Raw genomic sequence first — 15,155 nt, 5'->3', positions numbered from 1 at the left:
ATCCTGCCAGGTCATTCCCGGCCGTGGCCAGGGGCGTCGTCGGATCGTCCGCCCGAGACGGAGAGGGCCCGGACACCACCTACCCTTGTCACATGAGCAGCGGCAACCGGAGCGAAGCAGTGGACGTCAGAAAAAGCTATGAGGTGCGCACCTACGGGTGCCAGATGAACGTCCACGACTCCGAGCGCTTGTCGGGGCTCCTGGAGGACGCCGGTTACGTGCGCGCGCCCGAGGGTTCCGACGGCGACGCCGACGTCGTCGTCTTCAACACCTGCGCGGTCCGCGAGAACGCCGACAACAAGCTCTACGGCAACCTCGGCCGGCTCGCCCCGATGAAGACCAAGCGCCCCGGCATGCAGATCGCCGTCGGCGGCTGCCTCGCCCAGAAGGACCGCGACACCATCGTCCAGCGGGCCCCCTGGGTCGACGTGGTCTTCGGCACGCACAACATCGGCAAGCTGCCCGTGCTCCTGGAACGCGCCCGCGTCCAGGAGGAGGCGCAGGTCGAGATCGCCGAATCCCTGGAGGCCTTCCCCTCCACGCTGCCCACCCGCCGCGAGTCCGCGTACGCCGCGTGGGTCTCCATCTCCGTGGGCTGCAACAACACCTGCACCTTCTGCATCGTTCCGGCCCTGCGCGGGAAGGAGAAGGACCGCCGCACCGGCGACATCCTCGCCGAGATCGAGGCCCTGGTCGCCGAGGGCGTCTCCGAGATCACCCTGCTCGGCCAGAACGTCAACGCGTACGGCTCCGACATCGGCGACCGTGAGGCGTTCTCCAAGCTGCTGCGCGCCTGCGGGAAGATCGAGGGCCTGGAGCGCGTCCGCTTCACCTCGCCGCACCCGCGCGACTTCACCGACGACGTCATCGCCGCCATGGCCGAGACGCCCAACGTGATGCCGCAGCTGCACATGCCGATGCAGTCCGGTTCGGACCGGGTCCTCAAGGCGATGCGCCGTTCCTACCGGCAGGAACGCTTCCTCGGGATCATCGAGAAGGTACGGGCCGCGATGCCCGACGCCGCGATCTCCACCGACATCATCGTCGGCTTCCCCGGCGAGACCGAGGAGGACTTCGAGCAGACCATGCACGCGGTCCGCGAGGCGCGCTTCGCGAACGCCTTCACCTTCCAGTACTCCAAGCGGCCCGGCACCCCCGCCGCCGACATGGAGGGGCAGATCCCGAAGGAGGTCGTCCAGGAGCGCTACATGCGCCTGTCCGCCCTCCAGGAGGACATCTCCTGGGAGGAGAACAAGAAGCAGGTCGGCCGCACCCTGGAGGTCATGGTCGCCGAGGGTGAGGGCCGCAAGGACGGCGCCACCCACCGGCTCTCCGGCCGCGCCCCCGACAACCGCCTGGTCCACTTCACCAAGCCCGACCAGGATGTCCGCCCCGGTGACGTGGTGACCGTCGAGATCACCTACGCCGCCCCGCACCACCTGCTCGCCGAAGGCACCCCGGTCGCCGTGCGCAGGACCCGCTCGGGTGACGCCTGGGAGAAGCGGAACGCCGCCCCGGCCGCCAAGCCGGCCGGCGTCATGCTCGGCCTGCCCGGCATCGGCGCCCCGGCACCCCTGCCCGCGAGCGCGGCCCCGGGCTGCGGTTGCGACTGAGGTAAGCGGGAGGGGCCGCCCGGGCCGGAAGCACTGGTTCGGGCGGGCCGCCCGGTCAGCCCGGGGGAGGAGCCGCAGTACGCTGCCGACCATGCTTGTCGCCGCCGCTGTCTGCCCCTGTCCGCCGCTGCTCGTCCCCGACGTGGCCGCCGGTGCCGCACCCGAGCTGGACGACGCCAGGAGGGCGTGCACCGACGCCCTGGGCGTCCTCGCCGCCTCCCGGCCCGACCTGCTCGTGGTGATCGGCCCGGCCGAGCCCGCCGGGCGCGGCGCCCACCCCGAAGGGGCCCTCGGCGGTTTCCGGGAGTTCGGCGTCGATCTGGAGGTTCGGCTCGGCCGGGACCGGGGAACACCCGACGGCCGTCCCCTCCCGCCCTCGCTCGCGGTGGGTGCTTGGCTCCTCGCCCGTACGGGATGGGCCGGCGCCCCCGTGGAGGGCCTGGGCGTGGGCGACCCGCTGGAGACCGCACGCTGCACGGAGACCGGGCGGGAGCTCGCCGGCCGGGCGGACCGGGTCGCGCTGCTGGTGATGGGCGACGGCAGCGCCCGCCGCACCGTGAAGGCGCCGGGCTATCTGGACGAGCGCGCGGCAGCGTTCGACGCGGAGGCCGCGCGGGCCCTGGGCGCCGCCGACCCGGAGGCACTGACCGCGCTGGACGAGGCGCTCGCGTACGAGCTCAAGGCGGCGGGGCGTGCGCCCTGGCAGGTGCTGGCGGGGGCGGGGGAGGGAGCCGGTCTGGCCGGCCGGCTGCTGTACGAGGACGCGCCGTACGGCGTGGGCTACCTGGTCGCCACCTGGTCCTGACGCCCGAGGGACACGCCGAGGGCCCCGGAGCGGTCGCCGCTCCGGGGCCCTCCACGCGTTCCGCCGTCAGGCTGCGGGCGGGGGCGGCGGCGTCGTGCCGCCGTCCTTGTTCGCCAGCTTGTCCACCGCGTCCTTGGCCTTCTGCCGGCCCGTCACGATCTTGTCGCTGTACTTGCCCTTGGTCTTCTCGTCCACCGTCCGGGCGGCCTTCTCGAGCCCTTGGTCGATCTTGTCCCCGTGCTGCTGCGCGAGGTCGCTGACCTTCTCCTTCGCCGGGGCCAGCTTCGCCTTCACACTGTCCATGAAGCCCATCGGGCACCTTCTCCGCTCGGAAACTGTGAGAAATAACCCATATGTACAACCACTGTACGGGGAAGACCGCACTGTCGCGTCACCTTCCCCGCCCGGGCTTCCCTCATTCGGGATACATGGCGCAGGTTTGAGGGAGACTGAGCCGGTGACAAGCTCAGCTCCCGCACCTCGGGTCATCACCGTCGTCGGTCCCACCGCAGCAGGAAAGTCCGACCTGGGGGTGTACCTCGCCCAGCAGCTCGGCGGCGAAGTGATCAACGCCGACTCCATGCAGCTCTACCGGGGGATGGACATCGGCACCGCCAAGCTGACGCTCGCCGAGCGCGCCGCCGTACCGCACCGGCTGCTGGACATCTGGGACGTCACCGAGACCGCCAGCGTCGCCGAGTACCAGCGCCTCGCCCGGGGCGAGATCGACCGGCTCCTCGCCGAGGACCGCACCCCGATCCTGGTCGGCGGCTCCGGCCTGTACGTGAAGGGCGCGATCGACGCCCTGGAGTTCCCCGGGACGGACCCCGGCGTCCGGGCCGCCCTGGAGGCCGAGCTGGACGAGCACGGCTCCGGAGCACTGCACGCCCGGCTCGCCGCCGCCGACCCCGAGGCCGGCCGCGCGATCCTCCCGAGCAACGGCCGGCGCATCGTCCGGGCCCTGGAGGTCATCGAGATCACCGGCAAGCCGTTCACCGCCAACCTTCCCGGCGACGACGCGGTCTACGACGCCGTCCAGATCGGCGTCGACGTGGAGCGCCCCGAGCTCGACGAGCGCATCGCCCTGCGCGTCGACCGCATGTGGGACGCGGGACTCGTGGACGAGGTGCGCGCCCTGGAGGCGCAGGGGCTGCGCGAGGGACGCACCGCCTCGCGGGCCCTCGGCTACCAGCAGGTCCTCTCCGCGCTCGCCGGCGAGTGCACCGAGGATCAGGCGCGCGCCGAGACCGTGCGCGCCACCAAACGCTTCGCGCGCCGTCAGGACTCCTGGTTCCGCCGCGACCCGCGCGTCCAATGGCTCAGCGGTGCCGCGGAGCACCTCGGGGAACTCCCCAGCCGGGCGCTGGCGTTGGTCGAACGGGCGGTTACAGCCTGATCACGTGATGGCATCGGGACGCTCCGCCCGTCATTTCGGCGACCGCGGCCGTGCCATCATCGAGCATCGATCGACTGGAGTCCGAGTTGGGAGGGCGCGTGGCGATGGAGGCCGGCCCTCGCGACACGGAACAAGACGCACCGGGTGCCGGGCGTGAGGCGGACAGCCTCAGCCCGGACGGGCCCGACGAGCTCGACGTGACCCCCGAGGTCGAGGTCGAGCTGCGGCCCGCCCGACGGCTGCGCATCTGGCAGCTCGCGCCCATCGTCATGCTCGCCGCGGTGGGCTCGCTGATGTTCGCCTTCCCGCTGGCCTTCGAGTTCGGCGACGGCGGCGCGGTCGTCGCCATGCTGGGCCTCCTGATCAGCTGCTGCGCCGCCGGATGGTCCATGATGGCCGCCCGCCGCGTCGGCTACGCCTGGCCCGGACTGCCCTCCAGGGGCTCGTCGCAGCGCGCGGACTGGCGCGTGATCGCGCTCTACGCCGGGGTCTGCGCCGTGCTCGTCGCGCTCGCCGTCTGGCGCGTGGCCCGGCTGCGCTGACCGGCCGGGAGCCGGACGGCCGGAAGCGGTGTCCGGGCCCCTGTCCGCGCGGCGGACCGTTTTCCGGCCGTGGGCGCCGCCTCGTACAGTTGTCCCGTGACCACCTCGCAGATCGCCTTCCTCAAGGGCCACGGCACCGAGAACGACTTCGTGATCGTTCCCGACCCGGAGAACGCCCTCGACCTGCCCGCCTCCGTCGTCGCCCGGCTCTGCGACCGCCGCGCGGGCATCGGTGGCGACGGGCTGCTGCACGTCGTGCGCTCCGGCGCGCACCCGGAGGCGAAGGCGATGGCCGAGGACGCCGAGTGGTTCATGGACTACCGCAACTCCGACGGCTCGGTCGCCGAGATGTGCGGCAACGGCGTGCGCGTCTTCGCCCGCTACCTCCAGCGCGCCGGCCTGGTCGAGGCGGGCGACCTCGCGGTCGCGACCCGGGGCGGCGTGAAGAAGGTGCACCTCGCCAAGAACGGCGACGTCACCGTCTCCATGGGGCGCGCCCTCCTCCCCGCCGACGGCGTCACCGTCACCGTCGGCGACCGGGCCTGGGAAGCCCGCAACGTCAACATGGGCAACCCTCACGCGGTCGCGTTCGTGGACGATCTGGCCCACGCCGGCGATCTGCTCACCGAGCCCTCCTTCGCCCCGGCCGCCGTCTACACCGAGGGCGTCAACATCGAGTTCGTCGTGGACCGGGGTCCCCGCCACGTCGCCATGCGCGTCCACGAGCGCGGCTCCGGCGAGACCCGCTCCTGCGGCACCGGCGCCTGCGCGGTGGCCGTCGCGGCCGCCCGCCGGGACCAGGCCGACCCCGCGAGGACCGGCGAGCCCGTCACGTACACCGTCGACCTCCCCGGCGGCAGCCTGGCCATCACTGAGCACCCGGACGGCGGGATCGACATGACCGGACCGGCCGTCATCGTCGCCGAGGGCATGATCGATCCGGCCTGGCTCGAAACGCCGAACGAGTAACGCTTCGCTCGAATGGGTGATCCGTTTCACGCTGGGCGAGAGCGGGACTCCGCCACGTGGTGGGCTCGGTAGCATCAAGCACCGGCCGGGAGGCGCGCCGCGTTTCCCCACCGCCGGTCGACGTCGCCGGAGGTGCCCCCATGAGTGCAGAGGCCACCAGCCCAGGTGCTCCCATCCGCAGGCGGGGCCGTCCCCGGATCGACCTCCGCAGGCTCGGCAGGGCCGCGCTCTTCGGCCCGGTCTCCCGCGACCGGCTGCCCGACGCCATCGCGCATGTCGCCGAGGCGCACCGGGCCCACCATCCCGACGCCGACCTCTCGGTCCTGCAACGCGCCTACGTACTGGCCGAGAGCTCGCACCGGGGGCAGATGCGCAAGAGCGGCGAGCCCTACATCACCCATCCGCTCGCCGTCACCCTCATCCTGGCCGAGCTGGGCGCCGAGACGACCACGCTGACCGCCTCCCTGCTCCACGACACCGTCGAGGACACCGAGGTGACCCTCGACCAGGTGCGGGAAGAGTTCGGCGAGGAGGTCTGCTACCTCGTGGACGGCGTCACCAAACTCGAAAAGGTCGACTACGGGGCCGCTGCCGAACCCGAGACCTTCCGCAAGATGCTGGTTGCCACCGGCGACGACGTCCGCGTCATGTCGATCAAGCTCGCCGACCGGCTGCACAACATGCGCACCCTCGGTGTGATGCGGCCCGAGAAGCAGGCCAGGATCGCCAAGGTCACCCGCGACGTGCTGATCCCCCTGGCCGAACGGCTCGGCGTCCAGGCGCTCAAGACCGAACTGGAAGACCTGGTCTTCGCCATCCTCCACCCCGAGGAGTACGCCCGCACCGACGCGCTGATCACCGAGGCGGCCGACGGTCCCGACCCCCTCGGCGCCATGGCGGGCAACGTGGCCTCGGTGCTGCGGGAGGCCGGCATCTCCGCGGAGGTCCTGGTCAGACCCCGCCACTTCGTCTCCGTCCACCGCGTCCGGATCAAACGCGGCGAACTGCGCGGCAGCGACTTCGGGCGGGTCCTGGTCCTCGTCGGTGAGGACGCCGACTGCTACGCCGTCCTCGGCGAGCTGCACACCTGCTTCACACCGGTGATCTCCGAGTTCAAGGACTTCATCGCCGCCCCCAAGTTCAACCTGTACCAGTCGCTGCACACCGCGGTGGTGGGCCCGGACGGCGAGGTGGCCGAGGTCCTCATCCGCACACACCGCATGCACAAGGTCGCCGAGGCCGGCGTCGTCGCCCTCGGCAATCCGTACGCCTCCGAGGGCGGCCCCCAGACCGCCGAGCCGGCCGACGACGGTGAACGCGCCGACCCCACCCGCCCAGGCTGGCTCTCCCGCCTCCTCCAGTGGCAGCAGTCCGCGCCCGACCCCGACACCTTCTGGACCACCCTGCGCGCCGACCTCGCGCAGGACCGCGAGATCACCGTCTTCCGCACGGACGGCGGCACGCTCGGCCTGCCCGCCGGCGCCAGCTGCGTCGACGCGGCCTACGCCCAGCACGGCGACGCCGCCCACGCCTGTATCGGGGCCCGGGTGAACGGCCGGCTGGCCACGCTGAGCACGGTGCTGAAGGACGGCGACACCGTGCAGCCGCTGCTGGCCGAGGACGCCGCCTCCGGCCCCTCGCCGGACTGGCTCGACCACGCGCGCACCCCCGCCGCCCGCATCGCCATCACCGGCTGGCTCGACGCCCACCCGCAGGCGGCGGAGGCCGGGCAGCCCGGTGTGCCGGCCGACCCCGACCCGCAGCCGGTCCCGCCCTCGCTGCCGCGGACCGCCCGCGCCCGCACCGCGACCGCCGTGGCCGAGCGGCCGGACGCCGCGGTACGGCTTGCCGGCTGCTGCACACCCGTGCCGCCCGACGAGGTCACCGGCTTCCCCGTACGCGGCGGCGCGGCCGTCACCGTTCACCGGCTGGAGTGCCCCGCCGTGGCCCGCATGGAGGCGGCCGGGCGGACGCCGGTCGTGGTGAGCTGGGGCGACGAGCAGGCGTGCCGGGTGACGCTGATCGCCGAATCGTTCGGCCGCCCCCGGCTGCTCGCCGACCTCACCGAGGCGATCGCCGGGGCCGACGCCGCGGTGATCTCCGCGACCGTGGAGCCCCCGAGCGAACAGCGCGTACGGCACACCTACACGCTGCGGCTCCCGGATGCGGCCGGTCTGCCCGCGCTGATGCGCGCGATGCGCGAGGTGCCCGGCGTGTACGACGTGAGCCGCGCCCAGCATCCGGCCGGGACGCTCTGAGGTCCGGGGCGCTCTGGGGTACCGGGCCTGTCAACCGCGTTCTCATTCGGGTGGCCCGGCGCGCGCCGCGCCCGTTCGGCGGGGCGGCGCTGATAGCCGTAGTCCATGCCGTTCCTCTCCCGGCGTTCGCGGGCCGCCCTGCTGGCCGCCGCGTCGACCGCCCTCGTCGCCGCCGCCCTGCCCGCCGACCCGGTGCCCCTCGGCATCGGCGACCCGCTCTTCCCGCACCTCGGCAACCCCGGGTACGACGTGCTCGCGTACGACATCGGCCTCACCTACAAGGGCCGCAACGACGAGCCGCTCGACGCCGTCACCACCATCGACGCACGGACGACCGAGCCACTGGACCGGATCAACCTCGACTTCACCCGGGGCGCCGTGCGCTCCGTCGCGGTCAACGGGCTGCGCGCCGGCTTCGAGACCGCGGGCGAGGACCTCGTCGTGCGGCCGGCGGGCCGCATCCCGGCCGGAGTGCCCCTGCGCATTACCGTCCGTCACACCAGCGACCCCACCGGCGAACAGGACAGCGGCGGCTGGGTGCGCACCGCCGACGGGCTCGCCATGGCCAACCAGGCGGACGCCGGACACCGGGTCTTCCCGGGCAACGACCACCCCGCCGACAAGGCGTACTTCACCTTCCACGTCACCGCGCCGAACGATCTGACCGTCGTCGCCAACGGCCTGTCCACCGGCCGCAGCCGCAACGGCGACAGCACCACCTGGACCTACCGCACCGAGCACCCCATGGCCACCGAACTGGCCCAGGTCAGCATCGGCGCCTCCACCGTGGTGCGGCGGACCGGCCCGCACGGACTGCCCGTGCGCGACGTCGTACCGACGGCCGACCGCGACCGGGTGGAAACCTGGCTCAAGAGGACCCCCGCCCAGCTGGAGTGGATGGAGCGGCAGGTCGGCCGCTACCCGTTCGAGAACTACGGAATCCTCGTCGCCGACACCGAGACCGGATTCGAGCTGGAGACCCAGACCCTGTCCCTCTTCGAGAAGCGCCTGTTCACCGATACGCGCTTCCCCGCGTGGTACGTCGAGTCGGTCATGGTCCACGAACTGGCCCACCAGTGGTTCGGTGACAGTGTCTCCCCGCAGTCCTGGTCCGACCTCTGGCTGAACGAGGGGCACGCCAGCTGGTACGAGGCGCGGTACACCGAGGACCACATGGACGCACCGCTGGAGGCACGTATGCGGAACGCCTATATCCGGTCGGACACCTGGCGCGCGGCCGGAGGACCGCCCGCCCGGCCCGCGCCCCCGAAGCCCGGCCAGAAGATCAGCCTGTTCCGGCCCGTCGTCTACGACGGCAGCGCGCTCGTCCTGTACGCGCTGCGCCAGGAGATCGGCCGGGACGCCTTCGGCCGGCTGGAACGGCTCTGGGTCCGCAAGCACCGCGACTCCAACGCGGCCACGGCCGACTTCGTCCGGCTCGCCTCGCAGGTGTCGGGGCGCGATCTGACCGCCTTCTTCGACGGCTGGCTGTACGGGACCAGAACACCGCCCATGCCGGGGCACCCGGACTGGCACAGCACCGCGCCGGCCGCTTCGTAAACCCGGGTGACGCCCCGCGTCCGGCCGTGCCACTATCGACGGGTCGCCGAGGCGGCCGGAGCGGAGGGATTTCCCTCGGGAATCTTCCGCACAGGTCACGCGTTGTGACTGATGCAACCACTCCTATCGACGTAAGGATCCAATGACCTCCTCTTCTTCCCTTCCCCAGGACGCGCGCAACGCGCAGAGTGCCACGGAGAACGCCACCGAGAGCCTCACCGAGGGCCTGCGGGCCGACGCCCTGATGGAAGAGGACGTCGCCTGGAGCTTCGAGATCGACGGAGAGCGGGACGGCGACCAGCTGGACCGCTCGGAGCGCGCCGCGCTGCGCCGTGTGGGCGGCCTCTCCACCGAGCTCGAGGACGTCACCGAAGTCGAGTACCGGCAGCTGCGCCTGGAGCGCGTGGTGCTCGTCGGTGTCTGGACCTCGGGCACTGTGCAGGACGCGGAGAATTCGCTCGCCGAGCTGGCGGCCCTCGCCGAGACGGCGGGCGCCCAGGTGCTCGACGCCGTCTTCCAACGCCGTGACAAGCCCGATCCGGCCACGTACATCGGTTCCGGCAAGGCGCTCGAACTGCGTGACCTCGTCGTGGAGACCGGGGCCGACACCGTCGTCTGTGACGGTGAGCTGTCCCCGGGCCAGCTGATCCACCTCGAAGACGTCGTCAAGGTCAAGGTGGTCGACCGGACCGCCCTGATCCTCGACATCTTCGCCCAGCACGCCAAGTCCCGAGAGGGCAAGGCGCAGGTCTCCCTGGCGCAGATGCAGTACATGCTGCCCAGGCTGCGCGGCTGGGGTCAGTCGCTGTCCCGGCAGATGGGCGGTGGCGGCACCAGCGGCGGTGGCGGCATGGCGACCCGTGGTCCCGGTGAGACCAAGATCGAGACCGACCGGCGCCGTATCCGCGAGAAGATGGCGAAGATGCGCCGGGAGATCGCGGAGATGAAGACCGGCCGTGACCTCAAGCGCCAGGAACGCCGGCGCAACAAGGTGCCCTCGGTCGCCATCGCCGGCTATACCAACGCCGGCAAGTCCTCGCTGCTCAACCGCCTGACCGGGGCGGGCGTGCTGGTGGAGAACGCCCTGTTCGCCACCCTCGACCCGACCGTGCGCCGGGCCGAGACGCCGAGCGGCCGGGTCTACACCCTCGCCGACACCGTCGGGTTCGTACGGCACCTGCCGCACCACCTGGTCGAGGCGTTCCGCTCCACCATGGAGGAGGTCGGCGACTCCGACCTCATCCTGCACGTGGTGGACGGCGCGCACCCGGTGCCGGAGGAGCAGCTCGCCGCGGTGCGCGAGGTGATCCGCGAGGTCGGCGCGACGGACGTGCCCGAGATCGTCGTGATCAACAAGGCGGACGCGGCGGACCCGCTGGTCCTCCAGCGCCTCCTGCGCAACGAGAAGCACGCCATCGCGGTCTCCGCCCGCACCGGAGCCGGCATCGACGAGCTGCTCGCGCTGATCGACAGCGAGCTGCCCCGTCCGTCGGTCGCGGTCGAGGCACTGGTGCCGTACACCCAGGGCGGACTCGTCTCCCGGGTGCACGCCGAGGGCGAAGTGGTCTCCGAGGAGCACACCTCGGAGGGCACGCTGATCAAGGCACGGGTCAACGAGGAGCTGGCCGCGGAGCTCGCCACGTTCATCCCCGCCGTGCACTGAGCCGCTCAGCACCCGGAACAATCGGAAGGCCCGGCCCCTCGTGAGGGGTCGGGCCTTCCGGCCTTCGTACGGGCGGCTCCGCTACTGGGCGCCGTACTTCTCGCTCATCATCGTGAAGATCTGCTCGGCGCCCTCGCCGAGGTGCGGTCCGGCCAGCCAGCCCGACGTGACCGGGCCGATCGACGTGTTGGAGACCAGTGCGAGCTTCCCGTCACTGCCCTCGCTGAACCATCCGCCACCGGACGAACCGCCGGTCATCGAGCAGCCGATGCGGTACATCGTGGGCGTGGCCGGGCTGATCGAGAGCCGGCCGGGGCGGTCGATGCACTTGTGCATGATCAGGCCGTCGTACGGCGGGGCCGCCGGATAGCCCCAGGCACCCATCGCGCTGATCCGCGCGACCTCGGGGGCGTCGAAGTTCACCGCAAGGGCATTGCCCACGGTCTCTTCGAGGGACTTGGTTCCGTGCTCCGGCTTCACGTGCAGCACCGCGTAGTCGTACGGGGCGCCCTCGCCGCCGGTGGGCCCGCCGCCCTTGATCCACTCGCCGGAGGTGCTGGCCCAGTCGGCCCAGTACGCGCCGTACGGGGCGATCTCCTGCGGCTGCGCGTTCTCCAGCGCCGCGGCACTCTTGCCCTGGTCGTTGTACGCGGGCACGAAGACGATGTTGCGGTACCAGCCGCCGCCGGATCCGGCGTGCACACAGTGGCCGGCCGTCCACACCAGGTTGGACTTCTTCGGGTGCTTCGGATCCTTGACGACCGTGCCCGAGCAGACCATGTGGCCCTTCGGGGAGTCGAAGAAGACCTTCCCCACCGGGGCCGCGTAGTCGTGGTACGGCGTCTTCTCGCGCTGGGCGGTGACCGGCCTGGGTTCCGGGTCGGTGACGCCCTGGTCGCCGGAGAAGTCACCGGCGGACATGGTCTTGGCCGGGTCCTTCGCCGACTTCATCCGGTCCGGCTTCCACAGCCCCTCGATGACCGGGTTGACGAAGTCCTTGGCCTCACGCAGCCACTTGTCCTTGTCCCAGTTCTTCCACTCGCCGTCGCGCCATTTGTCCGGGTCGATCCCGTGCTTCCTGAGTTTGTCGGCCAGCCCGGCGGGAAGGCCGTTGCCCTTCTCGGCGCCGCCTGAGGACGACGCGGAGGCGGAGGCGGCCGGCTTGTCGGCGCCCTCGTCCTCGGTGGGGCCGCAGGCCGTGGCCGTCAGCGCGAGCGCGGCGACCAGACCGGTCGCGGCGAGCAGCGGACGTATGGATCGCATGAAAAGGAATCCCCCTGAAATCTGCACAGTTGCTGTCTGCGTGCCAGGGGCCTCCGGAGCGGACGTCGCCGCTCCGGAGGCCCCTGGGCTTCCGTCGTACGCGCCCGTGCGGGCGCGGCCCTGCCTGTTACTTGTCCGCGTACTTGTCGCTGACCGCGTCGTAGACGCCCTTGGCCTCCTTGCCGAGGCGCGGTCCGGCCAGCCAGCCCGCGGTCACCGGGCCGATGGAGGTGTTCGAGACCAGCGCGGGCTTGCCGTCCTGGCCGGTGGCGACCCAGCCGCCGCCGGAGGAGCCGCCGGTCATCGAGCAGCCGATGCGGTACATCGTCGGGTCGTCCTGGGCGAGCGACAGACGGCCCGGCTTGTCCTTGCACTGGAACATCTTCTGGCCGTCGTACGGCGCCGCGGCCGGGAAGCCGGTGGCCGTCATGTCGGTGATCTTGGGCACCGCCGGGGCGTTGAACTCGACCGGCAGGGCGGAACCGACCGTCTCCTCCAGGGACTTGCCGCCCGAGCCCTCCTCGGGCGTCACGTGCAGCACGGCGAAGTCGTACGGGGCGCCGAGGCCGCCGACCGAGGCGCCCTGGTCGATCCACTGCTGGGAGGTCTGCGCCCAGGTGCCCCACCAGATGCCGTAGGGGGCGACCTTCTCCTTCGGCGGGTTGTTCCGCAGCTCGGCCGTCGACAGACCGCTGTTGTTGTACGAGGGCACGAAGGCGATGTTGCGGTACCAGCCGCCCTTCTTGCCCGCGTGGACGCAGTGACCGGCGGTCCACACCATGTTGGACTTGCCGGGGTGCGCCGGGTCCTTCACCACGGTGGCCGAGCAGACCATCGAGCCCTCGGGGCCGTCGAAGAACAGCTTGCCCGACGCCGGCGCGTTCTCGTGGTACTGCGTCTTCACGCCCACGGCCCGGACCGGCGCGGGCGTCGGGTCCGTCACGCCCTCGTCGCCCGAGATGTCGTTGTCGACCGGCTTCTCCGGGGGCTTGTCGGCGTCCTGCATGCGGTCGGGGTCCCAGAGGCCCGCGATGATCGGGTTGATGTAGTCCTTGGCCTCACGCAGCCATTTGTCCTTGTCCCAGTTCTTCCACTCACCGTTCTTCCACTTGTCGATGTCGATCCCGTGTTCCTTGAGCCGGTCCTTCAGATCGTCCGGGATGGCGATCTTGTTGTCCGACGTCGCACCGGCCGAGCTGCTGCTGCTCGGCTCGGAGTTCGCGTCGTCCTCGGTCGGCCCGCAGGCGGTCGCCGTGAGCGCGAGGACGGCGGTGAACGCGGCGGTGACAAGCACGGGCGAGGAGGCGCGACGCGCACTCCTGCCACGGCGTGCGGTGTTTCCTGGTCGAACGAGACGCATCTGCTGATCCCCCTGGGACTTCGTAACTCAACGCTTCCGTACTGCATTTGTGACCGGCGCGCCGCATGGTCCGCCGAACGGGCAGGAAGCAGCGCGGTCTTCGGGGAGTGCCCGAGCCCGGCGCGGCCCCCACTATGCCGGTGCCGCTGTCGGCGGTGCGCGGCAGGGTTGCGCTCCGCAAGGATCTTCGGATTTACCCGTGATCCTTTGCCCCCTCGGTCGTTGGTACGCGTGGTGGGCACGGAGACAGCGTTCACCCTCGCAGGCCGTCCTTGCGAAATCGTACTGACGTGCAACGCAACTGTTACAGCGGGAGGATCAAGAGCCGTGGCCGTGACCGAACCAGCTCCGGCGCCACCCCTGGCCGCCCACGAAGGCATCCTGCGCCGCCAGTCGCTGCGTGAGTCGGCCGCCCGCACCTACGCCCGGTCGCTGCCGATCGTGCCGGTGCGCGCCCGGGGACTGACCATCGAGGGCGCGGACGGGCGGCGCTATCTCGACTGCCTCTCCGGGGCGGGGACGCTGGCCCTGGGCCACAACCACCCCGTCGTCCTGGAGGCGATCAAGAAGGTCCTCGACTCGGGTGCCCCGCTGCACGTGCTGGACCTGGCCACCCCGGTCAAGGACGCGTTCGTCACCGAGCTGTTCAGCACCCTGCCGCGGCAGTTCGCCGACAACGCCCGGGTCCAGTTCTGCGGACCCGCCGGCACGGACGCGGTCGAGGCGGCGTTCAAGCTGGTCCGCGCCGCCACCGGCCGCAGCGGCCTGCTGGCCTTCACCGGCGCCTACCACGGCATGACGGAGGGCGCCCTCGCGGCTTCCGGTGGCGCCGAGGACGTACGGGTGACCAGGCTGCCCTTCCCGCAGGACTACCGCTGCCCCTTCGGCATCGGCGGCGAGGCCGGCGCGCGGACCGCCGCCCGCTGGACCGAGAACCTGCTGGACGACCCCAAGAGCGGGACGCCCGCCCCCGCCGGGATGATCCTCGAACCGGTCCAGGGCGAGGGCGGGGTCAACCCCGCGCCCGACGGCTGGCTGCGCAGGATGCGCGAGGTCACCGAGACCAGGTCCATCCCGCTGATCGCCGACGAGGTCCAGACCGGCGTCGGCCGGACCGGTGCCTTCTGGGCCGTCGAGCACAGCGGAATCGTGCCCGACGTCATGGTGCTGTCCAAGGCCATCGGCGGCTCCCTCCCGCTCGCCGTGATCGTCTACCGCTCGGAGCTCGACACCTGGCAGCCCGGGGCCCACGCCGGCACCTTCCGCGGCAACCAGCTCGCCATGGCGGCCGGCACGGCCACCCTCGCGTACGTCCGCGAGAACGGCCTCGCCGAACGGGCCGGGGTCCTCGGCGGCCGCATGCTGGCGAGCCTCAGGTCTCTAGCCGCCGACCACCCGTGCGTCGGCGACGTCCGGGGGAGGGGTCTGATGATCGGCGTCGAGATCGTGGACCCCGAAGCTCGCCCGCAGGGCACCGGCACCGAACCGCCGCCGGACCCGGTCCTCGCCGCCGCCGTCCAGCAGGAGTGCCTGAGCCGTGGGCTCATCGTCGAACTCGGTGGCCGGTACTCCACCGTCGTACGCCTGCTGCCGCCCCTCACGCTCACCGACGAACAGGCGACAGCGGTGGTCGACCGCCTCGCCGACGCCCTGGCAGCGGCGGAGCGCTCACCGCACCGCCGCCTGCCGACCGGATCGCTCCGCTGACCACGGACACCAGCACAGG

General features: G+C 71.7%; 12 protein-coding genes. 9 read left to right on the top strand and 3 right to left on the bottom strand.

Going from position 1 to position 15,155, the window contains the following annotated elements:
- Positions 1-92: 92 nt before the first annotated feature.
- Together miaB and ABZ565_RS14245 are read left to right on the top strand one after the other, a co-directional pair.
- Positions 93-1,613 carry a tRNA (N6-isopentenyl adenosine(37)-C2)-methylthiotransferase MiaB gene (gene miaB, locus ABZ565_RS14250; protein WP_361025175.1) on the top strand — a complete coding sequence of 507 codons (1,521 nt, stop codon included), beginning with the start codon at positions 93-95 and terminating at the stop codon, positions 1,611-1,613.
- A gap of 91 nt (positions 1,614-1,704) precedes the next feature.
- Complete coding sequence (locus ABZ565_RS14245; protein WP_361025172.1) at positions 1,705-2,418, top strand: class III extradiol dioxygenase subunit B-like domain-containing protein; 714 nt, start codon at positions 1,705-1,707, stop codon at positions 2,416-2,418.
- A 66-nt stretch (positions 2,419-2,484) separates the two neighbouring features.
- On the opposite strand, the gene ABZ565_RS14240 is transcribed toward ABZ565_RS14245, so the two are convergent.
- Positions 2,485-2,730 carry an antitoxin gene (locus ABZ565_RS14240; RefSeq protein ID WP_143617665.1) on the bottom strand — a complete coding sequence of 82 codons (246 nt, stop codon included), beginning with the start codon at positions 2,728-2,730 and terminating at the stop codon, positions 2,485-2,487.
- 145 nt (positions 2,731-2,875) lie between these two features.
- Between ABZ565_RS14240 and miaA the strand changes: the two genes are divergently transcribed.
- The 6 genes from miaA to hflX all read left to right on the top strand — a co-directional run bounded on the left by miaA (position 2,876) and on the right by hflX (position 10,806).
- On the top strand, positions 2,876-3,814 hold the full coding sequence (miaA, locus tag ABZ565_RS14235) for a tRNA (adenosine(37)-N6)-dimethylallyltransferase MiaA (RefSeq protein ID WP_361025168.1): 939 nt from the start codon (positions 2,876-2,878) through the stop codon (positions 3,812-3,814).
- Between the two features lie 104 nt (positions 3,815-3,918).
- Positions 3,919-4,356: a hypothetical protein gene (locus tag ABZ565_RS14230; RefSeq protein ID WP_361025307.1), complete on the top strand. Its 438-nt coding sequence runs from the start codon at positions 3,919-3,921 to the stop codon at positions 4,354-4,356.
- A 96-nt stretch (positions 4,357-4,452) separates the two neighbouring features.
- Positions 4,453-5,325 carry a diaminopimelate epimerase gene (gene dapF / locus ABZ565_RS14225; protein ID WP_361025165.1) on the top strand — a complete coding sequence of 291 codons (873 nt, stop codon included), beginning with the start codon at positions 4,453-4,455 and terminating at the stop codon, positions 5,323-5,325.
- 140 nt (positions 5,326-5,465) lie between these two features.
- Entirely contained in the window at positions 5,466-7,583 is a 2,118-nt protein-coding gene (locus ABZ565_RS14220) for an HD domain-containing protein (RefSeq protein WP_361025162.1), read from the top strand.
- A gap of 105 nt (positions 7,584-7,688) precedes the next feature.
- Positions 7,689-9,143 (top strand): M1 family metallopeptidase, encoded by a 1,455-nt coding sequence (locus ABZ565_RS14215; RefSeq protein WP_361025159.1) that lies wholly within the window; start codon positions 7,689-7,691, stop codon positions 9,141-9,143.
- 142 nt (positions 9,144-9,285) lie between these two features.
- On the top strand, positions 9,286-10,806 hold the full coding sequence (gene hflX, locus ABZ565_RS14210; protein ID WP_361025156.1) for a GTPase HflX: 1,521 nt from the start codon (positions 9,286-9,288) through the stop codon (positions 10,804-10,806).
- 81 nt (positions 10,807-10,887) lie between these two features.
- Here the strand turns inward: hflX and ABZ565_RS14205 are convergent, their stop codons facing one another.
- Together ABZ565_RS14205 and ABZ565_RS14200 are read right to left on the bottom strand one after the other, a co-directional pair.
- Positions 10,888-12,069 (bottom strand): hypothetical protein, encoded by a 1,182-nt coding sequence (locus tag ABZ565_RS14205; protein WP_361025153.1) that lies wholly within the window; start codon positions 12,067-12,069, stop codon positions 10,888-10,890.
- A gap of 127 nt (positions 12,070-12,196) precedes the next feature.
- On the bottom strand, positions 12,197-13,363 hold the full coding sequence (locus tag ABZ565_RS14200) for a hypothetical protein (RefSeq protein WP_361025150.1): 1,167 nt from the start codon (positions 13,361-13,363) through the stop codon (positions 12,197-12,199).
- 393 nt (positions 13,364-13,756) lie between these two features.
- Here ABZ565_RS14200 and ABZ565_RS14195 point away from each other — a divergent pair, with 393 nt between their 5' ends.
- Complete coding sequence (locus ABZ565_RS14195) at positions 13,757-15,136, top strand: diaminobutyrate--2-oxoglutarate transaminase family protein (protein ID WP_361025147.1); 1,380 nt, start codon at positions 13,757-13,759, stop codon at positions 15,134-15,136.
- Positions 15,137-15,155: the final 19 nt, after the last annotated feature.

It is taken from the genome of Streptomyces sp. NPDC016469, assembly GCF_040632905.1.
In the GTDB taxonomy this organism is placed as follows: Bacteria; Actinomycetota; Actinomycetes; order Streptomycetales; family Streptomycetaceae; genus Streptomyces.
The sequence above is the reverse complement of the archived record's forward strand: the minus strand, read 5'-3'. Positions and strand labels throughout refer to the sequence as shown.

What these genes read in the sequence shown, in the direction of transcription:
- ABZ565_RS14240 (WP_143617665.1), bottom strand. Translation starts at nt 2,730, where the DNA reads ATGGGCTTCATGGACAGTGTGAAGGCGAAGCTGGCCCCGGCGAAGGAG.
- ABZ565_RS14215 (WP_361025159.1), top strand. Translation starts at nt 7,689, where the DNA reads ATGCCGTTCCTCTCCCGGCGTTCGCGGGCCGCCCTGCTGGCCGCCGCG.
- ABZ565_RS14230 (WP_361025307.1), top strand. Translation starts at nt 3,919, where the DNA reads ATGGAGGCCGGCCCTCGCGACACGGAACAAGACGCACCGGGTGCCGGG.
- miaB (WP_361025175.1), top strand. Translation starts at nt 93, where the DNA reads ATGAGCAGCGGCAACCGGAGCGAAGCAGTGGACGTCAGAAAAAGCTAT.
- ABZ565_RS14245 (WP_361025172.1), top strand. Translation starts at nt 1,705, where the DNA reads ATGCTTGTCGCCGCCGCTGTCTGCCCCTGTCCGCCGCTGCTCGTCCCC.
- ABZ565_RS14205 (WP_361025153.1), bottom strand. Translation starts at nt 12,069, where the DNA reads ATGCGATCCATACGTCCGCTGCTCGCCGCGACCGGTCTGGTCGCCGCG.
- hflX (WP_361025156.1), top strand. Translation starts at nt 9,286, where the DNA reads ATGACCTCCTCTTCTTCCCTTCCCCAGGACGCGCGCAACGCGCAGAGT.
- ABZ565_RS14220 (WP_361025162.1), top strand. Translation starts at nt 5,466, where the DNA reads ATGAGTGCAGAGGCCACCAGCCCAGGTGCTCCCATCCGCAGGCGGGGC.